This window comes from Streptomyces sp. TP-A0874, assembly GCF_001748085.1.
Lineage (GTDB): Bacteria > Actinomycetota > Actinomycetes > Streptomycetales > Streptomycetaceae > Streptomyces.
In genome coordinates, this window is record NZ_BBZK01000005.1 from 259779 (window position 1) to 282074 (window position 22296).

Here is a 22296-nt window from a genome sequence, read left to right on the forward strand (position 1 = left end):
AAACTCTGTGTGCACCTGGCGAAATGTGACCGGGTGCATTTTTGTTTTTCCGGCCCTCCGGATGGGGACATTGCGGCGACTGGGATTCCGCGCGGTGCGGTTTCCCGCAGTGCCCATGAAGGAGAAAAGATGGCTACTGGCACCGTGAAGTGGTTCAACTCGGAAAAGGGCTTCGGCTTCATCGAGCAGGACGGCGGCGGCGCCGACGTCTTCGCCCACTACTCGAACATCAACGCTTCGGGTTTCCGTGAGCTCCACGAGGGCCAGAAGGTGGCCTTCGACGTCACCCAGGGCCAGAAGGGCCCGCAGGCGGAGAACATCGTCCCCGCCTGAGCTCGTCCGATCGGCTGACCCGACTGGTTGACTTGATCGGCCGAATCGACTCGACCGGCCGAACTCACCGGCCCAGCCGGACCGGGTGCACCGCCCGCGTGCGGTGCACCCGGCCGCTCGGAGACGCCACCTGAAAGACTCGGGGCCCGCACCACCTGCCGTGGTGCGGGCCCCGGGCCGTTTTCCGCCCCTCGGCCAACCGGGCGCCCGTTCGGAGCAGCGACCGCCCATGGATTTCCGTCCCGGCGTCTGCGTCCAGGGGATTTCCGCCCGGCCTCGCCTTGGTTTGTCCGGGACGCGCCGGGCTACCCGGCCTGGATGAGTGACCAGCGGACGGTCCGGATCGGCAAACGCACCATCGAGATCAGTCGGCCGGACAAGGTGCTCTTCCCGGACGACGGGATCACCAAGTCCGACCTCGTCGACCACTACCGCCGCGTCGCCCGCCGGATGGTGCCCCAGTTGCGCGGGCGACCGCTGATGATGCTCCGCCACCCCGACGGCATCGCCGGCGAGGGGATCGTGCAGAAGAACGCCCCCGCCCACTTCCCCGACTGGGTGCGGCTGGCCGAGCTGCCGAAGCAGGGCGGCACCGTGACCCACGTGCTCTGCGAGGACGCGGCGACCCTGGTCTTCCTCGCCGACCAGGCCTGCATCACCCCGCACCGATGGCTCTCCCGCGCCGACCGGCCGAACCATCCGGACCGGCTGGTCTACGACCTCGACCCGTCCGACGGCACCGGCTTCCCCGAGGTGCGCTGGGCCGCGCAGCGGCTGTGCGGCCTCCTGGACGGCCTGGGGCTGCCCACGCAGCTCATGACCACCGGTTCCCGGGGCCTGCACGTCATCGTGCCGCTGGACCGGAGGATGGACTTCGACGGTGTGCGTGCCTTCGCCCGCGACACGGCCGAACTGCTCGCCGGACGCCACCCCGATCGGCTCACCACCGAGCCGGCCAAGGCCGACCGCGGGGCCCGGGTCTACCTCGACACCCAGCGGAACGCGTACGCCCAGACCGCCGTGGCCCCCTACGCGGTGCGCGCCATCCCCGGCGCCCCGGTGGCCATGCCCATCACCCGCGAGGAGCTGGACGACCCCGGGCTCGACGCGAGGCGTTGGACGATGGCCGCCACCGCTGAGCGGCTGGACCAGGCCGACCCCTGGGGCGGTATGCCGCGCCGGGGGCGGTCGCTGCACTCCGCCCGGAGCCGCCTCGCCGAGGGCATGAGTCGACGCTGACCGGGCCGGTCACCGGGCGGCCCAGCGGCCGGCCGCCTACACGCCGATGTCACCGCCGTCCGTCCGCCAGACGCTGACGACCGCCGGCCGGGTGATCCGCCCGGGACCGTCCGGCCACTGCGAGGCGGGGTGCTCGACGTCGGCGCCGTCCACCTCCCCGGGGTGCTGCACCGCCACCAGCACCCGCCGGTCCTGCACGATCGGGCCGCACGTCTCCGCACCGGCCGGCACCGTCAGGAACTGCTTGACCTCGCCGCGCCGAGGTCCGGCGGTGGCCACCCCGAAGAGGCCGTCGTGGCTGCCGAGCGCGCTGCCGTCGGTGGCGATCCACAGGTTGCCGTGCGCGTCGAAGGCGAGGTTGTCCGGGCAGGAGATGGGGCTGACCCGGTCCTTGGGGAAGCCGGCGAAGTAGCTGCTCGGGTCCTCCGGGTCGCCGCAGACCAGGAACAGCCGCCAGGAGAAGCGCCCGGCCGCCGGATCGTCCCGCAGTTCGGCGAGCTCCAACACCTGGCCGTGCTTGTTGCCGTTGCGCGGGTTCGCCTCGTCCGGCCCGGCTGCGCCGTCCTTGCCGCGTTCGGTGTTGTTGGTGAGCGCGATGTAGACGCGGCCGGTCCGCGGGCTGGGCTCGACGTCCTCCGGCCGGTCCATCTTCGTGGCTCCCACCCGGTCGGCGGCGAGCCTGGTGAAGACGTAGACCTCCTCGGCCGTCATGCCCTCGACGTACGAGGTGCCGCCGCCGGCCAGGGGGATCCACTCGCCGGAGCCGTCGAAAGCACCGTCGGCCGGCAGCCTCCCGGAGCCGTCGACCTCCTTCTCGGGGCTGTTCCCCGTCAGCTTGGCGACATACAGCGTGCCTTCGTCGAGCAGCGTCAGGTTGTGCTCCCGGGCGGCCCGGCTGTTCCCCTTCCGCATCCGCCGGCTGGAGACGAACTTGTAGAAGTAGTCGAACCGCTCGTCGTCGCCCATGTAGACGACCGGTCGGCCGTCCCGGGTGAGCCGGGGCTGTGCGGCCTCGTGCTTGAAGCGGCCGAGGGCGGTGCGTTTGCGCGGCGTGGATTCGGGGTCGTACGGGTCGAACTCGACCACCCAGCCGAAGCGGTTCGGCTCGTTCGGCTCCTTCGCCACGTCGAACCGCCGGTCGTACCGCTCCCACTTGCGCTCACTGGCGCCACCGGTCATGCCGTAGCGCTTGAGACGGGCCGCCCGCACGGGGTCGGTCACCGCGCCGGCGTTGGCGAAGTACTGGTCGAAGTTCTCCTCCCCGGAGAGGACGGTGCCCCACGGAGTGGTGCCGCCCGCGCAGTTGTTGAGCGTGCCGAGGACGCGCCGGCCCGTGCGGTCGGCCGAGGTGCGCAGCAGCCGACCGCCCGCCGCCGGGCCGGTCAGCAGGAACGGCGTGGTGGCGGTGATCCGGCGGTTGAGCCGGTGCCCGGGCACGGCGGTGAGCCTGCCGAGCCTCTTGTCCTCGGCGACCACCACGGCGGAGAGGCCGTGTGCGGCCCAGCCGACCTCGACCTGTTCCCGGGTCGGGTGCTCCGGGTCGTACCCGGCGAACATCAGCACCTCGTCGGTGTACTCGTGATTGGCCACCAGCAGCTGCCGACGTGGCTCGCCGGGCAGCGGGAGCAGCGCCAGGAAGTCGTTGTTGTAGCCGAACTGGCCGGCCTGGGCCCGGGCGGTCTGACGGTCCGGATCGAAGGCCGGCGCCCCTCGGAGGATCGGTTCTCCCCAGCGGATGACGACGTTCTGCGCATAGCCCTCGGGAACGGTGACGGCGTCCAGGGTGTTCGGCGGCACGGTGGCGAACCGCAGTCCCCGGGCCGGGCGGCCGGCCCGCCCGCCCGCGGCGGCGGACTCCGCGGCGCTCTCGGTGGCCGTGGCGTCCGCCGCGGTCGCGCGCCCGGTGGCCGCCGTACCGGCCGCCGCGGCGACGGTCACCACCGCGCCCGCGCGCAGCACGGAGCGCCGGGACAGCACCCCGGCGATGACATCGCCGAGGTACTCGTTCCCACTCGTGTTCGGGACGTCATGGAAGCAGGCGTTCCCGCAGCGGTAGCGGCAGGTCATCGCGGAGCGACCGCCCGGGTGCGGGTTGATCAACGGCAGTGGTCTGCGCACTTGTTCCTCCGTGGGCCCCACGGCGCGGCGCGCCGACAGGTAGTCGGGTCCATTCCGGAGGCGAAGCTACGGGTGTGAGTCCGCCGGCAGACGGATTCGCGATGAACGGGGGATGAAGGGCGGACTGCGCCGTCCTCGTGGAGGTCCGCAGACGGCCCGGTGCGTCGAGTCGCGTTCGGTGCCCGGAGGTGAGGTACTACCATCCGGCTGCATGACCGATGAGTTGGTGGTCGATGTGCGAGGCCGGGACATCGCCACGCTCGACGACTTCTGGGACGCCGTCACCGAGCCGTTGGAGCTGCCGGACTGGTTCGGCCGGAACCTTGACGCCTGGTGGGACGCCGTGGAGACACGCGGGGTGTCCCACCGAATCGACGCGTACCCGATCGTGGTCGTACAGGCCAGTGCGCAGGGCTTGTTCGCGCCGGGTTCCGTGGCCGGAGAGCGGCTCGCCGCCCTCTTCGCGGAGGCCACCCGTGCCCGGCTCGAGCTGACCTAGCTACCTTGGTGTGCGTCCTGGTCGGGCCGTCCCCCACACCTCGGACACACATCGAACCGAAACTTGTGAAGGGCTTCTCCCATGGGCATTCGGAATCTGCTACGGAACGCGTTCGGCCGGTCCCGGACCGCTAAGAACGAGCCCAAGGTACCGGAGGCGCGGGTGCCGGAGGCGGGGCCGACCGAGACCGCCGCCGACGCACCCGCCCAAGAGGGCACCGGTGCCGACACCGTGCCGAACCAGCACCAGCCGGAGCCCGAGCAGGAGACCGCGCGGGCCTCGGAGTCGGACGGACGGGACGCCGGCGACCGGCAGCCGGGCGCGTCGCCGGAGACCGCCGATCTGCTGTCGGCGTTCGACGCCGCCAAGCCGACGGCCGCCCCGCTGCCCTCGCAGGTCGGTACCGAGACCGTGGCTGACCGGGAGGCCGCCGAGGAGGCAGCGGAGACGGCTGACGAGCCGGCTGCGAACCAGGTGACCGACACCGCCGCGGACGGCGGCGAGGAGACGGCCGCCCAGGAGCCGGCGGGTTCGGCGGTGGAGCAGCCGCTCGCCCCGGTCACCGCGCCGGAGCCCACTCCGGAGCCGGAGGGCGTTCCGGTGGCTGCCGCGGAGCCGGAAGTGGCAGCGGAGCCCGAGGTCACCCCGGAGCCGTCGGTGGAACCCGCCCCGGAGCCCGAGGCCGCTTCTGAGCCGGAAGTCGAGCCGACCGCGAAGACCGAGCCGGAGCCCGCGCCCGTGGTCGAGGTCGAGGTCGAGGACGCGCCCGTGGTCAAGACCGAGGACGCCGAGACCAAGCGGCCGAGCGAGCCGGAGCAGGCCGCCACCCCCGCCGCGGTCGACACGAGCCACACCGCCGCCCCGACCGGCACAGCTGACCTCATCGACACCGAGCGGCCGGTCGACACCCCCGCCCCGGCCGACAGCGGGCAGCCGGCCGCCGCTCAGTCGGCCCCCGCCGTCTCGCTGGACAAGGTCCGGGCCACCGCGCCGGAGCTGGTCAGCCTCTACAAGGCCGCAGCGGTGGGGCTGGAGAAGCGGGGCCTCGGCGGACAGCGCGCCGCCGTCTACCTGGTGCTCGACCGGTCCGGCTCGATGCGCCGGTACTACAAGGACGGCACCGTCCAGCACCTCGCCGAGCAGGCGCTGGCCCTCTCCGCCCACCTCGACGACGACGGCAGCGTGCCGGTGGTCTTCTTCTCCACCGAGGTCGACGGCCTCGCCGAGGTCTCGCTCGACGAGTACGCGGGTCGGGTGGAGAAGCTTCACGCCGAGCTCGGCCACATGGGCCGCACCAACTACCACCTGGCCATCGAGGCCGTGGTGCGCCACTACAAGGAGTCGGGCGCCACCGACCCGGCGTTCGTGATCTTCCAGACCGACGGCGCCCCCACCAGCAAGCCGGCGGCGGAGAAGGCGCTCTGCGAGGCGGCGGAGCTGCCGATCTTCTGGCAGTTCGTCGGCTTCGGCGACCCGGCGTCCAAGGGCTTCGACTTCCTGCGGAAGCTCGACAAGCTCGCCGTCCCGGCCAGGCGCGTGGTGGACAACGCGGGCTTCTTCCCGGCCGGCCTGGAGCCCCGGGAGATGACCGACGCCGCGCTGTACGACCAGCTGACCGGGGAGTTCCCGCAGTGGCTGGCCGAGGCCCGGAAGGCCGGCATCCTCTCCTGACCGACCGCCGCGGCGGCCGTCGGTCGCCGTATGCCGAAGGGCGGGCGCGGAACACCGAACGTGTTCCGCGCCCGCCCTTCCGGTTACCGGTGGTGGTCAGTCCTCCCCGACCTCGATCCGCTGCGCCTTGCCCCCGGTTCCCGAGGTACCGGAGGCCTTCTCCCCAGCGCCGGAGCGCTGGGTGAGCCCGGACAGCAGCGAGGCGACGTCGAGCCCGGTGGTGGAGCTGAGCAGCTCCACGCCCTGGGTGACGTTGTCGGCGACCGCGCGCGGCAGCTTTCCGGCGCCGTCGGTGGAGATGACCGTCATCTTGTCCACCGCCGACAGCGGCTCCGCGGCCTTCGCCACGACCTGCGGCAGCACGTCGATCAGCATCTGGAGGACGGCCGCCTCACCGTAGCGCTCGTAGGCGTCGGCCTTCTTGTGCATCGCCTCGGCCTCGGCCGCACCACGTGCGGCGGTCGCGTCGGCCTCCGCCTGCCCTTCGAGGCGGACCGCCTCGGCGAGCGCGGCGCGGCGCTGCTTCTCACCCTCACCGGTGAGCCTGGCCTCCTTGGCCTGCGCCTCGGCGAGCGCGGCACGCCGCTGCTTCTCACCCTCACCGGTGAGCCTGGCCTCCTCGGCCTGCGCCTCGGCCTGCTTGATCCGGGCCACCCGCTTCGCCTCGGCCTCCTGCTCCGCCTGGTAGCGGGCGGCGTCCGCGGGCTTCCGCACCTCGGTGTCGAGCTGCCGGTCCTTCAGCTCGGCCTGCCGCTGGGCCACCTTCTCCTGCTCCATCAGCACTTCCTGCTGACGGGCGGCCTGGGCGAGCGGGCCGGCCGCGTCGGCGCGCGCAGCGGCCGCGTCGGTCTCTGCCTTGATCTCGGCCTGCCGGAGTTCGAGCACCCGGTTGGCGACCGCGATCTCCTCCTCGGCCCGCAGCCGCGCCTGCTCGGCGACCCGGCGGGCGTCCGCCTCGGCGGTGTCCGCCACCTGGCTGGCCCGGGCGGCCTCCGGCCGACCGAGGTCCTGGAGGTAGCTGCCCTCGGCGGTGATGTCCTGGATCTGGAAGGTGTCCAGGACCAGGCCCTGCCCGGAGAGGCTGGCCTCGGCCTCCTCGGCCACCTGGCTGGCGAACGCCGCGCGGTCCCGGATGACGTCCTCGACCGACATCCGGCCGACGATCGAGCGCAGTGCGCCGGAGAGCACTTCCTGGGTGAAGGCGACGACGCCGTTCTGCTGCCGGAGGAAGCGCTGCGCGGCGGCCCGGATCGCGTCGTCGTGGCCGCCGACCTTCACGATGGCGACGCCGTCGAGGTCGACCTTGATGCCCCGCAGGGTGACGGCGCCGCGGACGGCGACCGGGATGTGCCGGCTGGACAGGTCCATCACGTGCAGCTGCTGGACGAACGGCACCACGAAGACGCCGCCGCCGACGACCACCTTCTGGCCGCTGTTGTCGTAGCTGACGCGGCTGGTGACCGCGTCCACCGACTTCTTGCCGCGCCGGCCGGTGACGATGAACGCTTCGTTCGGTCCGGCCACCTTGTAGCGCGAGATGACGATGAGTGCCAGGAGGACGAGGAGTACGACCACCCCGACCACGGCGATGAGCACCGGGCTCATATCTTTCCCTCCCTAAAGAAGTTCTTCCGCGTGCGGGTCAGTCCTCGACCGCCCGCACCTCGACCGCGGTGTTGGAGAGCACCCCGGTCACCCACACTTCGGCGCCCAGCGCCTGCCCGCGCTCACTGCGGGCGGAGTACTTGACGGGTGAGCCCGCCCCCCGGACCAGCACCTCGCCATAGCCGGTTCCACCGGCCGGTATGGGTGTCACCACCGAGGCCGGCGCGCCCACCAGGTCGTCGACGGTCGGGGTGTGCGCGGTCTGGTCGCGCATCAGCGCGCGGCTTGTCCGGACGACCAGCCATGCCGTCCCCAGACCGGCGCCGGCACCGATTCCGGTGGCCACTCCGGCCCCGAGTCCGGTGGTGCCGAGCACGATCGCACCGCCGAAGCCGAGCATGGAGGTGAATCCGGCGACGGCGGGCAGCGAGACCAGTCCGCCGAACACCCCGTCCAGAAGACCGTCCATAAGGCCGTCGAACAGCAGGGCGAGCACGAGCAGTGCGAGACCGGCGATGCCGAGTCCGAGAAACCACGTCATGCCTACAACCCCCCGCAGTGGCCAAAACGTTTCGGTCCATCGATTCTGTCAGATAGTGAGACCGGGAAGGCCGCCTGTTTCCGAACGGTCACCGTCTCGTTCCCGGTCCGGGTTGACGGGCCGGCGCCGGTCCGTTCCCGTCGGTTCCGGGCGGGCATTCCGGCGCCGACCGGGAAGGGCTGTGGGGTGTCCGCAAGCACGGGCCGGACCCCCCGGGCGAATCGACGAGGCCCCCTGGCGGACCGATAGGGTTTCCCCTATGGCGGCCAATGGATCCGAGAAGCAGGGGGCGAAGGCGTACTACGTCACGACCCCCATCTACTACGTCAACGACGCTCCTCACCTGGGCCACGCCTATACGACCGTCGCAGGCGACGTGCTCACCCGCTGGCACCGCCAGCGCGGCGAGAAGGTGTGGTACCTCACCGGCACGGACGAGCACGGTCAGAAGATCATGCGGACCGCGGAGGCGAACGGCGTCAGCCCGCGGGAATGGTGCAACGAGCTCGTCGAGGGTTCCTGGAAACCGCTCTGGGAGCACCTGGAGATCGCGAACGACGACTTCATCCGCACCACCGAGGACCGGCACACCGCCAGGGTGCGCGAGTTCGTCCAGGATCTCTACGACAAGGGCGAGATCTACCAGGGCGGTTACGAGGGCCCGTACTGCGTGCACTGCGAGGAGTACAAGTCCTACGGCGAACTGCTCGACGGAGAGGGCGAGGAGAAGCTCTGCCCGATCCACAAGAAGCCGGTGGACATGCTGAAGGAGGAGAACTACTTCTTCAAGCTCTCCGAGTACGGCCCGAAACTGCTGGAGTTCTACGAGCGGAATCCGGGTTTCATCCAGCCGGAGTCGGCGCGGAACGAGGTGGTGAACTTCGTCCGGCAGGGCCTCCAGGACCTGTCCATCTCGCGTTCGACCTTCGACTGGGGCGTCAAGGTGCCCTGGGACGACAAGCACGTCATCTACGTCTGGATCGACGCGCTGCTGAACTACGCGACCGCGGTGGGCTACGGCTCCGACCCGGCGAAGTTCGAGCAGACCTGGCCCGCCGACGTCCACCTCGTCGGTAAGGACATCCTCCGCTTCCACGCGGTGATCTGGCCGGCGATGCTGATGGCGAACGGGCTGCCGCTGCCCGGGAAGATCGCCGCGAACGGCTGGCTGATGGTCGGCGGCGAGAAGATGAGCAAGTCCAACCTCACCGGCATCAAGCCGCAGGACCTCACCGAGCACTTCGGGGTGGACGCCTACCGCTGGTACTTCCTGCGGGCGATCGCGTTCGGCCAGGACGGCTCGTTCTCCTGGGAGGACTTCTCCGCCCGCTACACCAGCGAGCTCGCCAACGACTTCGGCAACCTCGCCTCCCGGGTGGCCGCCATGGTGGGCAAGTACTTCCGCGGGACCCTGCCGGCGGGCGGCGCCTACGGCCCGGCCGAGCAGGCGGTCATGGACAGGTTGTCCGAGACGGTCCGCGAGGCCGACCAGAAGATCGGCGAGGAGCTGGACTTCGCCGGCGGTATCGCCGCGATCTTCGACTTCATCAAGCTGGTCAACGGCTACCTCACCGAGCAGGAGCCCTGGAAGGTCGCGAAGACCGCCTTCCCCAGCGGTGAGGACACCACGGAGAGCCGGGAGAGCCGGGCCCGGCTGGAGACCATCCTCTACACCGCGGCCGAGTCGCTCCGGGCCACGGCGGTACTGCTGAACGCGATCATGCCGGCCAGCTGCGAGAAGCTGTGGGCCTCGCTGGGCGCGGAGCCGGAGATCGGCCCGCTCGCCGAGCAGCGGGTGGCGGAGGCCGGCGTCTGGGGCCGGCTGCCGGCCGGGGTCACGGTGACCAAGGGCGAGAGCCTCTTCCCCCGGCTCCAGGAGCCGGCGAGCGAAGGCTGACCCGGGTCCGGCGGGGGCCCTGCTGAAGACCGCGGAGGCCCGGCATCGTGTTCGATGCCGGGCCTCCGTCGTCGTACCGGGTCGCCCCTCAGGTCGGAGGCGGCTGGGTCAGGAGGTGACCTGGGTGGTCTGCTGGGGCTTGCGCAGCGCCAGGTGCAGCTCCCGCAACCGGGCGTCGTCGACCTCGCTGGGCGCGCCCATCAGCAGGTCCTGCGCGTGCCCGTTGAGCGGGAAGGCGATGGTCTCGCGGATGTTCGGCTCGTCGGCCAGCAGCATCACGATGCGGTCGATGCCCGGGGCGATGCCGCCGTGCGGCGGGGCACCGAACTTGAAGGCGCGCAGCATCCCGCCGAACTCCCGCTCGACGTCCTCCTTGGAGTAGCCGGCGATCTCGAAGGCCTTGTACATGACCTCCGGCTCGTGGTTCCGGATCGCACCGGAGGAGAGCTCCACACCGTTGCAGACGATGTCGTACTGCCAGGCGAGGATGGAGAGCGGGTCCTTGTCGCGCAGCGCCTCCAGTCCGCCCTGCGGCATGGAGAAGGGGTTGTGCGAGAACTCGATGGCGCCGGTGTCCTCGTTCTTCTCGAACATCGGGAAGTCCACGATCCAGCAGAACCGGAAGGCGTCCTCCACGAAGTGGCCGGCCCGCTTGGCGGCCTCCACCCGGACCGCGCCCATGATCCGCGAGACCTCGTCGAACTCGCCGGCCCCGAAGAAGACGGAGGTGCCGGCCGCACCGCCGACCTCGGCGGTCAGCTTGGCCACGTCGTCCTCGGTGAGGAACTTGGCGATCGGACCGGTCAGCTTGCCGTCCTCGGCGATCCGCACCCACGCCAGCCCCTTCGCCCCCTGCTCCACGGCGAACTCGCCGAGCTGGTCGAAGAACTTCCGGGGCTGGCCGGCGGTGTCCGGCACCGCCAGCGCGCGCACGTGCTTGTCGGCGAACGCCTTGAAACCGGAGCCGGCGAAGATGTGGCTGACATCGGTCAGCTCCAGCTCGGCCCGCAGGTCCGGCTTGTCCGAGCCGTACTTGAGCATGGCCTCCCGGAAGGGGATGCGCGGGAACGGGGAGGTGACCTCCCGACCGTTGCCGTACCGGGTGAAGAGGTCGGTCATCACCTTCTCGATGACCTGGAAGACGTCTTCCTGCTCGACGAAGCTCATCTCGACGTCGAGCTGGTAGAACTCGCCCGGCGAGCGGTCGGCCCGGGCGTCCTCGTCACGGAAGCAGGGCGCGATCTGGAAGTACCGGTCGAAGCCGGCGATCATCAGCAGCTGCTTGAACTGCTGGGGGGCCTGCGGCAGCGCGTAGAAGCGCCCGGCGTGCAGCCGGGAGGGAACGAGGAAGTCCCGGGCGCCCTCCGGCGAGGTGGCCGACAGGATCGGGGTGGCCATCTCGTTGAAACCGAGCGCCGTCATCTCCTGTCGGAGCGTGGCGATGACCGCGGAGCGCAGCATGATGTTGCGGTGCATGCGCTCCTTGCGCAGGTCGAGGAAGCGGTACTCCAGCCTGCGCTCCTCGTTGACCCCGTCCTCGGTGTTGATGGTGAAGGGCAGCGGCTCGGCCGCGCCCAGCACCTCGACCTCGCCGACCTCGACCTCGATCTCGCCGGTGGGCAGCTCGGAGTTGACGTTCTCGGCTCCCCGGGCCCGGACCCGGCCGTCGATCCGTACGACCGACTCCTTGGTGATGCTGCTCAGGGCCTCGTTGACCGCCGTCTCCGGCCGCACCACCAGCTGGACCACACCGTGGTGGTCGCGCAGGTCGATGAAGAGGATGCCGCCCAGATCGCGCCGATTGTGCAGCCAACCGCTCAGTCGCACTTCAGCGTCGATGTCAGCGGCGCGGAGCTCGCCGCAGGTGTGGGACCGGTACCGATGCATCGTTCATCCAAGTCGTCGGATCGTGGTGGGACGGGGGTGTGGCTCCCGGGCCGGCCGTTCTCAGGCCGTGCGCAAGCCTACCGGTAGCCCCCCTGGCCCTCGCTGGTCGTCACTCCGCGGTGAACGGCCATAAAATGGAGCGATGCGTATTGAGGATGCGCTGAGCGCCATGGCCACAGGCGTCTGGCGCTGGGACCACGCGGCGCAGCGGGCCGACGTCGATCCCGAAGCCGTCCGGCTCTTCGCGCTGCCCACGGGCACCACCTCGGTCTCCAAGGCCGACCTGCGCTGCCGTTTCCACCCCGCGGACTGGCCGCAGGTGAACCAGGTCATCAACCGCGCGCTGACCCAGCGGGGACCGTCCGAGTGCCAGTTGCGGATCGTCGACGCGGAGGACCGGTCGCTGCGGGTGGTGCGGATGCGCGCCTATCCGCTCGACGAGGAGGACCGCGACGACGGCCTCACCGTCATCGGCATCGTCCAGGAGCTGCCGGAGGCCCAGCAGACGGGGCCGGGAGGAGCGGAGGGGACCGCTCCCGAGCAGGCGACGGTGGAGTGGCTCCGGTCCCGGGAGGCGTTCCTGCTGGACGCCGGGCGGGCCCTGGCGGAGGCGCGGACCACCGAGGACGTGCTCCGGGTGACGGCCCGGCTCTCCATGCCGGATTTCTCCCCCGACGGCCTGGTGATCTTCAGGGCGGAAGCCGGCCGGCTGGTGGCCGTCGGCCACCGGGGCTACGACACGACCCGGCTGCCGTTCGCCGAGCTCCCGCTGGAGGCCGACCATCCCGGCATCGAGGTGCTGCAGACCGGCCACCCGGTCTACATCTCCTCCCCCGAGGAGTACCGCCGCCGCTACCCCGGCACCTGGGCGCTCGCCTCCCGCTTCGGCCGCGAGTCGTGGGCGTTCCTGCCGCTGATCGTCCAGGGCCGGACCGAAGGCGTGTGGCTGGCGGCCTTCGGCCGTCCGGTGAGCTTCACCCCCGACGAACGCTCGATCCTGACCACCGTCGCCCGCTACCTCGGTCAGGCGCTCTCCCGCACCAGTCGGCGGGAGTCCGAGCGGGAGCTGACGCTCCGGCTGCAGCGCAGCATGCTCCCCACGACCCAGCCGGACATCCCCGGCATGACGGTGGCTTCGCGGTACGTGCCGACCGGCGGCGGGCTCCAGGTGGGCGGCGACTGGTACGACGTGATCCCGCTGCCCTCCGGCCGGTTCGCGCTGGCGATCGGGGATGTGCAGGGCCACGACGTGTACGCGGCGAGCGTGATGGGGCAGCTGCGGATCGCGCTGCGTGCCTACGCCTCGGAGGGCCACCCTCCGGACGCCGTGCTCTCCCGCGCCTCCCGTTTCCTCTGCGGTCTCAACGGCGAGCGGTCGGACTCCGACCCGACCGAGAACCCGCGGTTCGCCACCTGCCTCTACCTGGAGCTGGATCCGGAGCGGGCCACCCTGGAGGTCGCCCGGGCCGGCCACCCCGATCTCGTCACCAGGATGAGCGACGGCACCCTGCTGGTCCGGCAGACGGCGGGCGGGCCGCCACTCGGCCTGATCCATGACGCGGACTACCCGATCAGCAGGCTGCAGCTGGAGCCGGGCGACCTGACGATTCTCTACACCGACGGTCTGATCGAGACCGGCGGGCACGACTGGGACAGCGGCTGGGCCCGGTTGCGGGACGCCATCGAGGCGAGCGCCGGCAAGAACCTCGAGACGATGGCCGACACACTGGTGGACAGCGTGCACGGGCAGCTCTCGCACCACACCGCGGGGCGGCTGTCCAACCGGCGTGAGGACGACATCGCCCTGATGCTGCTCTGCTACAACACCCCGGGCTGCGGCTGCGACGGGGAGGTACGGGCCCCGCGGCGGTTGCGGCGCACCGCCCAGACCATCGCCCAGGCCGAGCCGGAGCGGGTGTCCGGGGTCCGCCGGCAGTTGCGCGACCTGCTGCACGACTGGGCGGTTCCGGAGCAGGTGGACTCGGCGGAGTTGATGACCTCCGAGATGGTCACCAACGTCCTGATACACACGGACGACGACGCCCAGATGGTCGCCGAGGTGGCCGGTGAGGCGGGCGAGCGGCGGTTGCGGGTGGAGGTCGGGGACGCCAGTGACGAGCTGCCGCACCGGCGCCGGCCCGGTGAGCTGGCCTCCTCGGGGCGCGGTCTGATGCTGTTGGAGATGCTCGCCCACTCCTGGGGCGTGGATCCGCGCGGCAAGGGCAAGTGCACCTGGTTCGAGCTCTACGAGAACGCGCCGGAGCCCGGCGGTTCGTTGTCGGACGAGCTGCTGGCGGAGGAGCCCGCGCTGCCGGACGCCGAGCCGGGTCCGTCGGCGTCACTGATCGAATCGGAGTAGCTCTTCCGCAGTTCGGAGACGATGCCGAAACCCGCCGCGGCGACGGGCACCGCCAGCAGCATCCCGAGGATCCCGGCGAGGCTCGCCCCGGCGGCCAGCGCGAGCAGCACCAGCGCCGGATGCATGTGGACCGTCCGGCTCTGGATCACCGGCTGCAGCACGTGCCCTTCCAGCAGCTGCACGGCCAGCACCACCCCCAGGGCCCAGAGCGCGATCACGAAGCCGCGGTCCGCGAGCGCGACCAGGACGGCGGCGGTGCCGGAGAAGAAGGCCCCCAGGTAGGGGATGTAGCCGCCGACGAAGACCAGGGCGCCCAGCCCCACCGCACCCGGCACCCGCAGGATCAGCAGCCCCACGTAGATGCAGACCGCGTCGATGAGCGCGATGAGCGTGGTACCGCGCATGAAGCCCTCGACGGCCTGGAAGGCACGTCGGGCGATCGCCTCCACCCGGGGCGCGGAGTGCCGCGGCACCCAGCTGTAGACGGTCCGCATGGCGCGGTCCGAGTCCCGCAGGAAGAAGAAGGTGAGCAGCAGCGCCAGGAGGGCGGTGGCCACCAGCTGTGAGACGACGCTCAGCCCGGACACCAGTCCGGTGGCAGCCGAGCCGCCGAACCTCGTGGCCATGTTCTTGAGGTTGCCGGCCACGTCGTCGAGGGAGAGACCGGTTCCGGCGACGTGTGTGGAGAGCTGCTGGGCGGCCCTCTTCACCGAGTCGATGATCTGGCCGCCGCTGTCGATGAGGGCGCTGACCACGATGTACCCGATGCCGCCGACGACCGCGAGCAGCGCGGTGCAGGTGAGGAAGGCGGCCAGCGAACGGCCCAGCCGGAGCCGGACCAGTAGGCGGTACAGCGGCCCGAGCAGTGCGGCGCCGAGTACGGCGAGCAGCACCGGGGTGACCACCGCGCCGAGCTCCACGCAGAGCCAGACGCCGATCGCGGCGACGGCGGTGACCAGCAGCACCACCGCGCACCAGGCGGCCACGCGGCGTGCACCGCGCGGCAGCAGCGGTTCAGCATCCGGTGGGGTCGGCACCGCTCCAGCTCACCACGGCCCCACCGCCGTATCGCTTCCGACGAGTCCGCTCGGGTGACCCCACGGGACGCGCGAGGGGCGGACCGCGATGGCCCGCCCCTCGCCCGTGGGTCCCGCCCCTGCGCTCAGGCGGCCGGTACCGTCCCGAGACGGCCGGCCTGGAAGTCCTCGAAGGCCTGCGCCAGCTCGGCGTGGGTGTTCATCACGAACGGCCCGTACTGCATCATCGGCTCCCGGATCGGCCGGCCACCGAGCAGCACCACCTCGAGGTTCTCGCTGCGGGAGTCCTGGCTGTCGTCGGCCCGGACGGTCATCGAGTCACCCGCCCCGAAGACGACCGCCTGGCCCGACTTGAAGGGCCGTCGCCCCTCGCCGGCGGTGCCGCTGCCGGCCAGACCGTAGGCGAGGGCGTTGAAGTCGGCCCGCCAGGGCAGCGTCAGCCGGGCACCCGGGCTCACCGAGGCGTGGATCATCGTGATGGGGGTGTGGGTGGCCCCCGGACCCTCGTGTCCTGCGATGTCGCCGGCGATCAACCGGATCAGCGCCCCGCCGTCCTCCGAGGTGAGCAGTCTGACCTGACCACCGCGGATGTCCTGGTACTTCGGTGCGAGCATCTTGTCCTTGGCGGGCAGGTTGACCCACAGCTGGAGCCCGTGGAAGAGGCCGCCGGACATGACCAGCTCCTCCGGCGGGGTCTCGATGTGCAGCAGCCCGGAGCCGGCGGTCATCCACTGGGTGTCACCGTCGGTGATGGCACCGCCCCCGCCGTGCGAGTCCCGGTGGATGAAGGCGCCGTCGATGATGTACGTGACGGTCTCGAAGCCGCGGTGGGGGTGCCAGGGGGTGCCCTTCGGCTCACCGGCGGCGTAGTCCACCTCCCCCATCTGGTCCATCATGATGAAGGGGTCCAGGTTCCGGTAGTGGATACCGGCGAAGGCCCGGCGCACCGGGAAACCCTCCCCCTCGAAACCGCTGGGCGCGGTGGAGACGGCGCGCACCGGGCGGGGGGTTCCTTCGGCGGGCGGGTGGATTCGGGGCAGGGTCAGCGGGTTCTCTACGGTCACGGCGGGCATGGCGGCCTCCTGGGTTCTGTACGCCCAATCTAGTTGAACATTTAACGTTCAACAAGGCCGCCTGATTCCCGCCCGCTCAGCCGTACATCCGCTGCATGGCGAAGTCGACCATCTTCTCCACCGCCTCGGCGTCGAAGACCATCCGGTGGTCGCCCTCCATGTCCAGCACGAAGCCGTACCCGGTGGGCAGCAGGTCCAGCACCTCGGCTCCGGTGATGACGAAGTACTTGGAGTCCTTGCCCGCGTAGCGGCGCAGCTCCTTGAGCGTGGTGAACATCGGGATCACCGGCTGCTGGGTGTTGTGCAACGCCAGGAAGCCCGGCCCCTCGCCGCGGGGGCAGTAGACCTTCGAGGTCAGCAGGGTGTGCTGGAAGTCCTCGGCGGCCATCGAGCCGGTGGTGAACGCCCGCACCGCGTCCGCGAGCGACGGCGGCGAGGGCTCCGGGTAGTGCGGCTGCTGACCGTACCCGGCGTGCTGTGACTGCTGGTGCGGCTGCCCCTGCTGAGGCGGAGGCGGCGGGGCGGCGTACTGCTGCCCCAAACCGACGTTCTGGTCGTAGCCGTACATGCGCACAAGCCTACTGAGTCCCGGAGCGTGCTGGGTCACAGTTGGGCCAGGAGGGCTTGCCTCTTATTACTGACGGGTAGCATCATGGTGAGACACCGCCTGACACCACGATGACCAGGGGGGTCCACCCTCCCTCCCGAAGCAAACGGAGCCGTCGCCATGGGCCACTACAAGTCGAATCTCCGGGACATCGAGTTCAACCTCTTCGAAGTCTTCGACCGCGACCAGCTGTACGGCACCGGCCCCTTCGCGGAGATGGACGTCGAGACCGCGAAGAGCGTCCTGACCGAGATCGCCCGCCTGGCGGAGAACGAGCTGGCCGCCTCCTTCGAGGACGCCGACCGGAACCCCCCGGTCTTCGATCCGGAGACGAACACCGCCCCCGTGCCGGACTCCTTCAAGAAGAGCTACCAGGCCTTCATGGACGCCGAGTGGTGGCGGCTGGGCATCCCCGAGGAACTGGGCGGCACCAGCACCCCGCGCTCACTGCTCTGGGGCTTCGCCGAGACGGTGCTCGGCTCCAACCCGGCCGTGTGGATGTACGCCTCCGGCCCGGCGTTCGCCGGCGTCCTCTTCGAGGAGGGCACCCCCGAGCAGCGGCGGATGGCCGAACTCGTGGTGGAGAAGCAGTGGGGCGCCACCATGGTGCTGACCGAGCCGGACGCCGGCTCGGACGTCGGCGCGGGCCGCACGAAGGCGGTGCGCCAGGAGGACGGCTCCTGGCACATCGAGGGCGTGAAGCGCTTCATCACCTCCGGTGAACACGACATGTCGGACAACATCATCCACTACGTGCTCGCCCGGCCGGAGGGCCACGGCCCCGGCACAAAGGGCCTCTCGCTCTTCATCGTGCCCAAGTACGACTTCGACTGGGAGACCGGCGAACTCGGCGAGCGGAACGGTGTCTACGCCACCAACGTCGAGCACAAGATGGGCCTCAAGGCCTCGAACACCTGCGAGATGACCTTCGGCGACCGGCACCCGGCCAAGGGCTGGCTGCTCGGCGAGAAGCACGACGGCATCCGCCAGATGTTCAAGATCATCGAGTTCGCGCGGATGATGGTCGGCACGAAGGCGATCGCCACCCTCTCCACCGGCTACCTCAACGCCCTGGAGTACGCCAAGGGCCGGGTGCAGGGTCCGGACCTGGCCGCCTTCACCGACAAGTCCGCCCCCCGGGTCACCATCACCCACCACCCGGACGTGCGCCGCTCCCTGATGACCCAGAAGGCCTATGTCGAAGGCATGCGCGCGCTCGTCCTCTACACCGCCACCGTCCAGGACGCGATCCTGGTCAAGGAGGCCGCCGGGGAGGACGCCTCCGCCGAGCACCGCCTCAACGACCTGCTGCTGCCGATCGTCAAGGGCTACGGCTCGGAGCGGTCCTACGAGCAGCTGGCGCAGTCGCTCCAGACCTTCGGCGGCTCCGGGTATCTCCAGGAGTACCCGATCGAGCAGTACATCCGGGACGCCAAGATCGACACCCTCTACGAGGGCACCACGGCCATCCAGGGCCAGGACTACTTCTTCCGCAAGATCGTCCGGGACCAGGGGCAGGCGCTCGGCGCGCTCGCCGAGGAGATCAAGAAGTTCCTCGCCGAGGCCGCGGGGGGCAAGGAGCTCGCCGGGGCCCGGGACCAGTTGGCCAAGGCGGCCGGCGACCTGGAGGCGATCGTCGGCACCATGCTGACGGACCTCTCGGCCACCGAGAAGGACGTGAAGTCGATCTACAAGGTCGGCCTCAACACCACCCGTCTGCTGATGGCCTCCGGTGACGTCGTCGTCGGCTACCTGCTGCTCCGCGGAGCGGCGGTCGCCCTCGGCAAGCTCGACTCGGCGTCCGCCAAGGACCGCTCCTTCTACCAGGGCAAGATCGCCGCGGCGAAGTTCTTCGCGGACACCGTGCTCCCCGGGGTCGCCGTCGAGCGCCGGCTGGCCGAGTCGGTCGACGACTCCCTTATGGAGCTGGACGAGGCCGCCTTCTGACGGCGGGTCAGGCCCGATGGACCCCGTACGGCAGCGGCGAGAGCCGCTGCCGTACGGGGTCCGCCGTCCGTGGCGCCCCTGACCGCCGACCGGCGCGCGACTACGGTCACGGCGCCTTCCGGGCACCGAAGATCACCGGCCGTGCCACGTGCCAGCGGCCGCAGCAGCTCCCTAAGCTAGGACACATGAGCGAAACTGCCCGCTTCGACCGCGGACACACCGACGACCTGATGACCTTCCTCGCGGCGAGCCCCTCGCCGTACCACGCGGTGGCCAACGCCGCCGCGCGACTTGAGAAGGCGGGGTTCCGGCAGGTCGAGGAGACCGCGGCGTGGGATGGCCGGCCAGGCGGGAAGTACGTGCTGCGGGGCGGTGCCATCGTCGCCTGGTACGTACCCGAAGGCGCCACCCCGGCAACCCCCTACCGGATCATCGGGGCCCACACCGACTCCCCCAACCTCCGGGTCAAGCCCCTGCCGGACACCGCCGCGCACGGCTGGCGGCAGATCGCCGTGGAGATCTACGGCGGCACCCTCCTCAACACCTGGCTCGACCGCGACCTCGGGATCAGCGGCCGGCTCAGCCTGCGCGACGGCTCCTACCGGCTGGTCAACGTCGACCGGCCGCTGCTGCGGGTCCCGCAGCTCGCCGTCCACCTGGACCGGGCCGTCAACACCGAGGGCCTCAAACTGGACCGGCAGCGCCATATGACGCCGATCTGGGGTCTCGGGGAGACACGTGAGGGCGAGCTCATCGACTTCCTCGCCGACGAGATCGGCCTGGCGTCCGGGGAGATCACCGGCTGGGACCTCATGCTGCACAGCGTGGAGCCGCCGGCCCTGCTCGGCCGGGACCGCGAACTCCTCGCCGGGCCCCGGATGGACAACCTGCTGTCAGTGCACGCCGGCACCGCCGCCCTGGCCGCCGCGGCCGGCAGCGCGGGGCTGCCCCACATCCCCGTACTCGCCGCCTTCGACCACGAGGAGAACGGCAGCCAGTCCGACACCGGGGCCGACGGCCCGCTGCTCGGCAACGTCCTGGAGCGCTCCGTCTTCGCCCGCGGCGGCGGATACGAGGAACGCGCCCGCGCCTTCGCCGGCACCGTCTGCCTCTCCTCCGACACCGGCCACGCCGTGCACCCGAACTACGCCGAGCGCCACGAGCCGGGCCACCACCCCGTCCCCAACGGCGGCCCGATCCTGAAGGTCAACGTCAACCAGCGGTACGCCACCGACGGGCAGGGCCGAGCGCTCTTCGTCGCCGCCTGCGAGCGGGCCGGAGTGCCGTGGCAGTCCTTCGTCTCCAACAACGCGGTGCCCTGCGGCACCACCATCGGACCCATCACCGCGGCCCGACACGGCATCGCCACCGTGGACATCGGCGCGGCCATCCTCTCCATGCACTCCGCTCGGGAGCTGGCCGGCGCCGACGACCCGTTCCTGCTGGCCAACGCCGTGACGGCGTTCCTGGAGGGCTGAGCGGCCCGCCGGAAGCGGTACTGAGGACACCTGACGACCGGAGCCGCCGCCCCTGCCGGGCGGCAGCTCCGCTCGTCGAGGCGGGGGCCGCCCCGCCGGTTACGGCACCGGGGTGTCCAGACCGGCCAGCACCAGCGGCAGCCGGTCCGCTCCACCCGGCGTCAGCCGCACCGGAACACCCCAGTCCTGCTGGTGCACATGGCAGGCCGGGTACTCCACCGCCGGGTCGTCGTCGCAGGACGCGGCCATCGCCGACACGTGCAGCACGCCTTCGTCCACCCCCTCCGTGAAGACCAGCTCGCGGCCCAGCTCGGTGCCGGTTCCGGAGCCCGCGGTGAGCAGCTCGGGCGGGGAGGCGCTGACGATCAGCCGGGTCGACGGACCGTAGCGCTCGTCCAGCTTCTGACCGGCCGGTGCCTGGAAGACCACCTCCAGCCGGAGCCGACCGGGGGCGATCTCCGTCGCGGCCCGCTGGGTGCGGTGGGCCACCGACGCCACCCGCACCGCCTCCTCCGGCAGGCGGAGCCGGGTCAACCGGTGGCGGGCCGACTCGACCACCACGATGTCGCCCCCGACGAGCGCGGCGTCGGACGGCTCCCGCAAGTCCGTGGCGACCGTGCTGACGGCGTCGGTGGCCGGGTCGTAGCGCCGCAGCGCGTGGTTGTAGGTGTCGCTGACCACCACCGAGCCGTCCGGCAGGGCGGTGACGCCGAGCGGGTGCTGGAGCAGCGCCTGACCGGCCGCGCCGTCCCGGTGTCCGAAGTCGAAGAGGCCGCTGCCGACGGCCGTGCGGACCACGAACCCGCCGTCATCCGCCGACTCGGCCGCCGCCCGCTGAACGTAGCGGAGGGCTGAGGTCTCGGAATCGGCGATCCACAGCCGGTCCCCGTCGGCCGCCAGCCCCGACGGCTGGGCGAACCACGCCTCCTCGGCCGGCCCGTCCACCAGCCCCTCGTTGGTGGTGCCGGCCGCGGCCCGGACGGTCTCCGTCGCCGGGTCGTAGGTCCAGAGCTGGTGTACACCGGCCATGGCGATCCAGAGCCGGTCGGCGAACCACGCCACATCCCACGGCGAGGACAGCTCCACCTCGCGGGCCGGGCCGGAGGAGGCCGAGCCCTGCCACCACTGGCGACCGGTACCGGCGAGGGTGCTGACCTGCCCGCTCACCGGATCGAAGCGGCGCAGCGCATGGTTGACGGTGTCCGCCACGGCCACGGCGCCGTCCGGGAGCAGCGCCAGGCCCTGCGGTTCGCTGAACCTGGCCCGCTCCGCGGGCCCGTCAGCCAGACCCCGCTCCGGCGCGCCGACGCGGCGGACCACCGTCTCGCCGTCCGGCTCCAACTCGACCAGCTGGTGCCGGGTGGTGTCCGAGACCAGCAGGTTGCCGCCGGGCAGGGCCAGTACCTTGCCGGGGAACCGGAGATCGGTGGCGACGGGCTCCGGGGGGACGTAGGGGCCGTCACCGCGCCGAAGCGTGCCCTTGGTGCCGTGCTGCTCCACCAGTTCGGTCACCAGCTGCTCGATCGCGTGGGCGTGGCCCTCGCCGGCGTGCTGGGCCACGACGTAGCCCTCCGGGTCGATCACCACCAGAGTCGGCCAGGCGCGTACGGCGTACTGCTTCCAGGTGGCCAGCTCGGGGTCGTCCAACACCGGGTGGTGCACCTGGTAGCGCTCGACGGCGTCGACGACGGCCTGGTGGTCGGCCTCGTGCACGAACTTCGGCGAGTGCACCCCGATGATCACCAGGGAGTCGCGGTGTTTCTCCTCCAGCTCCCGGAGTTCATCGAGGACGTGCAAGCAGTTGATGCAGCAGAAAGTCCAGAAATCAAGCACCACGATGCGGCCTCGGAGGGCCGCCAGCGACAGCTCCTTGCCGCCAGTGTTGATCCAGGACCGTCCTTGCAGCTCAGGGGCGCGGACGCGGGGACGCTTACTCATGTCGTCAAGGGTGCCACCGCCGATCTGGCGGCAGTATCCGGGCCGTGGCGGGGCGGGGCGGACGGGG

The 22296-nt window shown here is 71.1% G+C and carries 16 protein-coding genes; 8 read left to right on the top strand and 8 right to left on the bottom strand.

What is annotated here, in order from left to right; genetic code table 11:
- Nucleotides 1-129: 129 nt before the first annotated feature.
- Both BGP73_RS08765 and ligD read left to right on the top strand, forming a co-directional pair.
- Nucleotides 130-333, top strand: coding sequence for a cold-shock protein (locus tag BGP73_RS08765; protein WP_069813432.1), 204 nt, complete (start codon nucleotides 130-132; stop codon nucleotides 331-333).
- Nucleotides 334-651: 318 nt separating this feature from the next.
- The gene (gene ligD / locus BGP73_RS08770) at nucleotides 652-1572 is read left to right on the top strand and encodes a non-homologous end-joining DNA ligase (protein WP_069813434.1); all 921 of its coding nucleotides are present in this window, start codon (nucleotides 652-654) and stop codon (nucleotides 1570-1572) included.
- Nucleotides 1573-1608: 36 nt separating this feature from the next.
- Here ligD and BGP73_RS08775 read toward each other — a convergent pair whose 3' ends face one another.
- Nucleotides 1609-3690, bottom strand: a complete 2082-nt coding sequence (locus tag BGP73_RS08775) for a PhoX family protein (RefSeq protein ID WP_069813436.1) — start codon at nucleotides 3688-3690, stop codon at nucleotides 1609-1611.
- A 211-nt stretch (nucleotides 3691-3901) separates the two neighbouring features.
- On the opposite strand from BGP73_RS08775, the gene BGP73_RS08780 reads away from it, so the two are divergent.
- Both BGP73_RS08780 and BGP73_RS08785 read left to right on the top strand, forming a co-directional pair.
- Nucleotides 3902-4189, top strand: a complete 288-nt coding sequence (locus BGP73_RS08780) for a barstar family protein (RefSeq protein ID WP_069813438.1) — start codon at nucleotides 3902-3904, stop codon at nucleotides 4187-4189.
- Nucleotides 4190-4270: 81 nt separating this feature from the next.
- Complete coding sequence (locus BGP73_RS08785) at nucleotides 4271-5860, top strand: vWA domain-containing protein (protein WP_069813440.1); 1590 nt, start codon at nucleotides 4271-4273, stop codon at nucleotides 5858-5860.
- A 96-nt stretch (nucleotides 5861-5956) separates the two neighbouring features.
- Here BGP73_RS08785 and BGP73_RS08790 read toward each other — a convergent pair whose 3' ends face one another.
- Both BGP73_RS08790 and BGP73_RS08795 read right to left on the bottom strand, forming a co-directional pair.
- Nucleotides 5957-7465: a flotillin family protein gene (locus BGP73_RS08790; RefSeq protein WP_069813442.1), complete on the bottom strand. Its 1509-nt coding sequence runs from the start codon at nucleotides 7463-7465 to the stop codon at nucleotides 5957-5959.
- A 37-nt stretch (nucleotides 7466-7502) separates the two neighbouring features.
- On the bottom strand, nucleotides 7503-8006 hold the full coding sequence (locus tag BGP73_RS08795; RefSeq protein ID WP_069813443.1) for a hypothetical protein: 504 nt from the start codon (nucleotides 8004-8006) through the stop codon (nucleotides 7503-7505).
- 259 nt (nucleotides 8007-8265) lie between these two features.
- Between BGP73_RS08795 and metG the strand changes: the two genes are divergently transcribed.
- Nucleotides 8266-9903, top strand: a complete 1638-nt coding sequence (gene metG / locus BGP73_RS08800; RefSeq protein ID WP_069813445.1) for a methionine--tRNA ligase — start codon at nucleotides 8266-8268, stop codon at nucleotides 9901-9903.
- 108 nt (nucleotides 9904-10011) lie between these two features.
- On the opposite strand, the gene aspS is transcribed toward metG, so the two are convergent.
- Nucleotides 10012-11790, bottom strand: a complete 1779-nt coding sequence (gene aspS, locus BGP73_RS08805; protein WP_069813447.1) for an aspartate--tRNA ligase — start codon at nucleotides 11788-11790, stop codon at nucleotides 10012-10014.
- 142 nt (nucleotides 11791-11932) lie between these two features.
- Here aspS and BGP73_RS08810 point away from each other — a divergent pair, with 142 nt between their 5' ends.
- Nucleotides 11933-14149 carry an ATP-binding SpoIIE family protein phosphatase gene (locus BGP73_RS08810; RefSeq protein WP_069813449.1) on the top strand — a complete coding sequence of 739 codons (2217 nt, stop codon included), beginning with the start codon at nucleotides 11933-11935 and terminating at the stop codon, nucleotides 14147-14149.
- Here the strand turns inward: BGP73_RS08810 and BGP73_RS21960 are convergent.
- The 3 genes from BGP73_RS21960 to BGP73_RS08820 all read right to left on the bottom strand — a co-directional run bounded on the left by BGP73_RS21960 (nucleotide 14035) and on the right by BGP73_RS08820 (nucleotide 16827).
- Nucleotides 14035-15186, bottom strand: coding sequence for an AI-2E family transporter (locus tag BGP73_RS21960; RefSeq protein WP_079127360.1), 1152 nt, complete (start codon nucleotides 15184-15186; stop codon nucleotides 14035-14037). The two genes, BGP73_RS08810 and BGP73_RS21960, sit on opposite strands and share 115 nt — an antisense overlap.
- Before the next feature lie 125 nt (nucleotides 15187-15311).
- Nucleotides 15312-16259 carry a pirin family protein gene (locus tag BGP73_RS08815; RefSeq protein WP_069813450.1) on the bottom strand — a complete coding sequence of 316 codons (948 nt, stop codon included), beginning with the start codon at nucleotides 16257-16259 and terminating at the stop codon, nucleotides 15312-15314.
- Nucleotides 16260-16335: 76 nt separating this feature from the next.
- Nucleotides 16336-16827: an SseB family protein gene (locus tag BGP73_RS08820; RefSeq protein ID WP_069813452.1), complete on the bottom strand. Its 492-nt coding sequence runs from the start codon at nucleotides 16825-16827 to the stop codon at nucleotides 16336-16338.
- 159 nt (nucleotides 16828-16986) lie between these two features.
- Between BGP73_RS08820 and BGP73_RS08825 the strand changes: the two genes are divergently transcribed.
- Both BGP73_RS08825 and BGP73_RS08830 read left to right on the top strand, forming a co-directional pair.
- On the top strand, nucleotides 16987-18813 hold the full coding sequence (locus tag BGP73_RS08825; RefSeq protein ID WP_069813454.1) for an acyl-CoA dehydrogenase: 1827 nt from the start codon (nucleotides 16987-16989) through the stop codon (nucleotides 18811-18813).
- A 185-nt stretch (nucleotides 18814-18998) separates the two neighbouring features.
- A complete protein-coding gene (locus BGP73_RS08830; protein ID WP_069813455.1) occupies nucleotides 18999-20291 on the top strand; it encodes a M18 family aminopeptidase in 1293 nt (430 codons plus the stop codon).
- Nucleotides 20292-20390: 99 nt separating this feature from the next.
- Here BGP73_RS08830 and BGP73_RS08835 read toward each other — a convergent pair whose 3' ends face one another.
- Nucleotides 20391-22229 carry an NHL domain-containing thioredoxin family protein gene (locus tag BGP73_RS08835; protein ID WP_069813456.1) on the bottom strand — a complete coding sequence of 613 codons (1839 nt, stop codon included), beginning with the start codon at nucleotides 22227-22229 and terminating at the stop codon, nucleotides 20391-20393.
- Nucleotides 22230-22296 lie beyond the last annotated feature (67 nt).

Excerpts from the sequence above, each read along its gene's own strand:
- BGP73_RS08765 (WP_069813432.1), top strand. The coding sequence starts at position 130 with ATGGCTACTGGCACCGTGAAGTGGTTCAACTCGGAAAAGGGCTTCGGC.
- BGP73_RS08830 (WP_069813455.1), top strand. The coding sequence starts at position 18,999 with ATGAGCGAAACTGCCCGCTTCGACCGCGGACACACCGACGACCTGATG.
- aspS (WP_069813447.1), bottom strand. The coding sequence starts at position 11,790 with ATGCATCGGTACCGGTCCCACACCTGCGGCGAGCTCCGCGCCGCTGAC.
- BGP73_RS08825 (WP_069813454.1), top strand. The coding sequence starts at position 16,987 with ATGGGCCACTACAAGTCGAATCTCCGGGACATCGAGTTCAACCTCTTC.
- BGP73_RS08815 (WP_069813450.1), bottom strand. The coding sequence starts at position 16,259 with ATGCCCGCCGTGACCGTAGAGAACCCGCTGACCCTGCCCCGAATCCAC.
- BGP73_RS08835 (WP_069813456.1), bottom strand. The coding sequence starts at position 22,229 with ATGAGTAAGCGTCCCCGCGTCCGCGCCCCTGAGCTGCAAGGACGGTCC.
- BGP73_RS08785 (WP_069813440.1), top strand. The coding sequence starts at position 4,271 with ATGGGCATTCGGAATCTGCTACGGAACGCGTTCGGCCGGTCCCGGACC.
- ligD (WP_069813434.1), top strand. The coding sequence starts at position 652 with ATGAGTGACCAGCGGACGGTCCGGATCGGCAAACGCACCATCGAGATC.
- BGP73_RS08790 (WP_069813442.1), bottom strand. The coding sequence starts at position 7,465 with ATGAGCCCGGTGCTCATCGCCGTGGTCGGGGTGGTCGTACTCCTCGTC.
- BGP73_RS08780 (WP_069813438.1), top strand. The coding sequence starts at position 3,902 with ATGACCGATGAGTTGGTGGTCGATGTGCGAGGCCGGGACATCGCCACG.
- BGP73_RS08795 (WP_069813443.1), bottom strand. The coding sequence starts at position 8,006 with ATGACGTGGTTTCTCGGACTCGGCATCGCCGGTCTCGCACTGCTCGTG.
- BGP73_RS08810 (WP_069813449.1), top strand. The coding sequence starts at position 11,933 with ATGCGTATTGAGGATGCGCTGAGCGCCATGGCCACAGGCGTCTGGCGC.
- BGP73_RS08820 (WP_069813452.1), bottom strand. The coding sequence starts at position 16,827 with ATGTACGGCTACGACCAGAACGTCGGTTTGGGGCAGCAGTACGCCGCC.
- metG (WP_069813445.1), top strand. The coding sequence starts at position 8,266 with ATGGCGGCCAATGGATCCGAGAAGCAGGGGGCGAAGGCGTACTACGTC.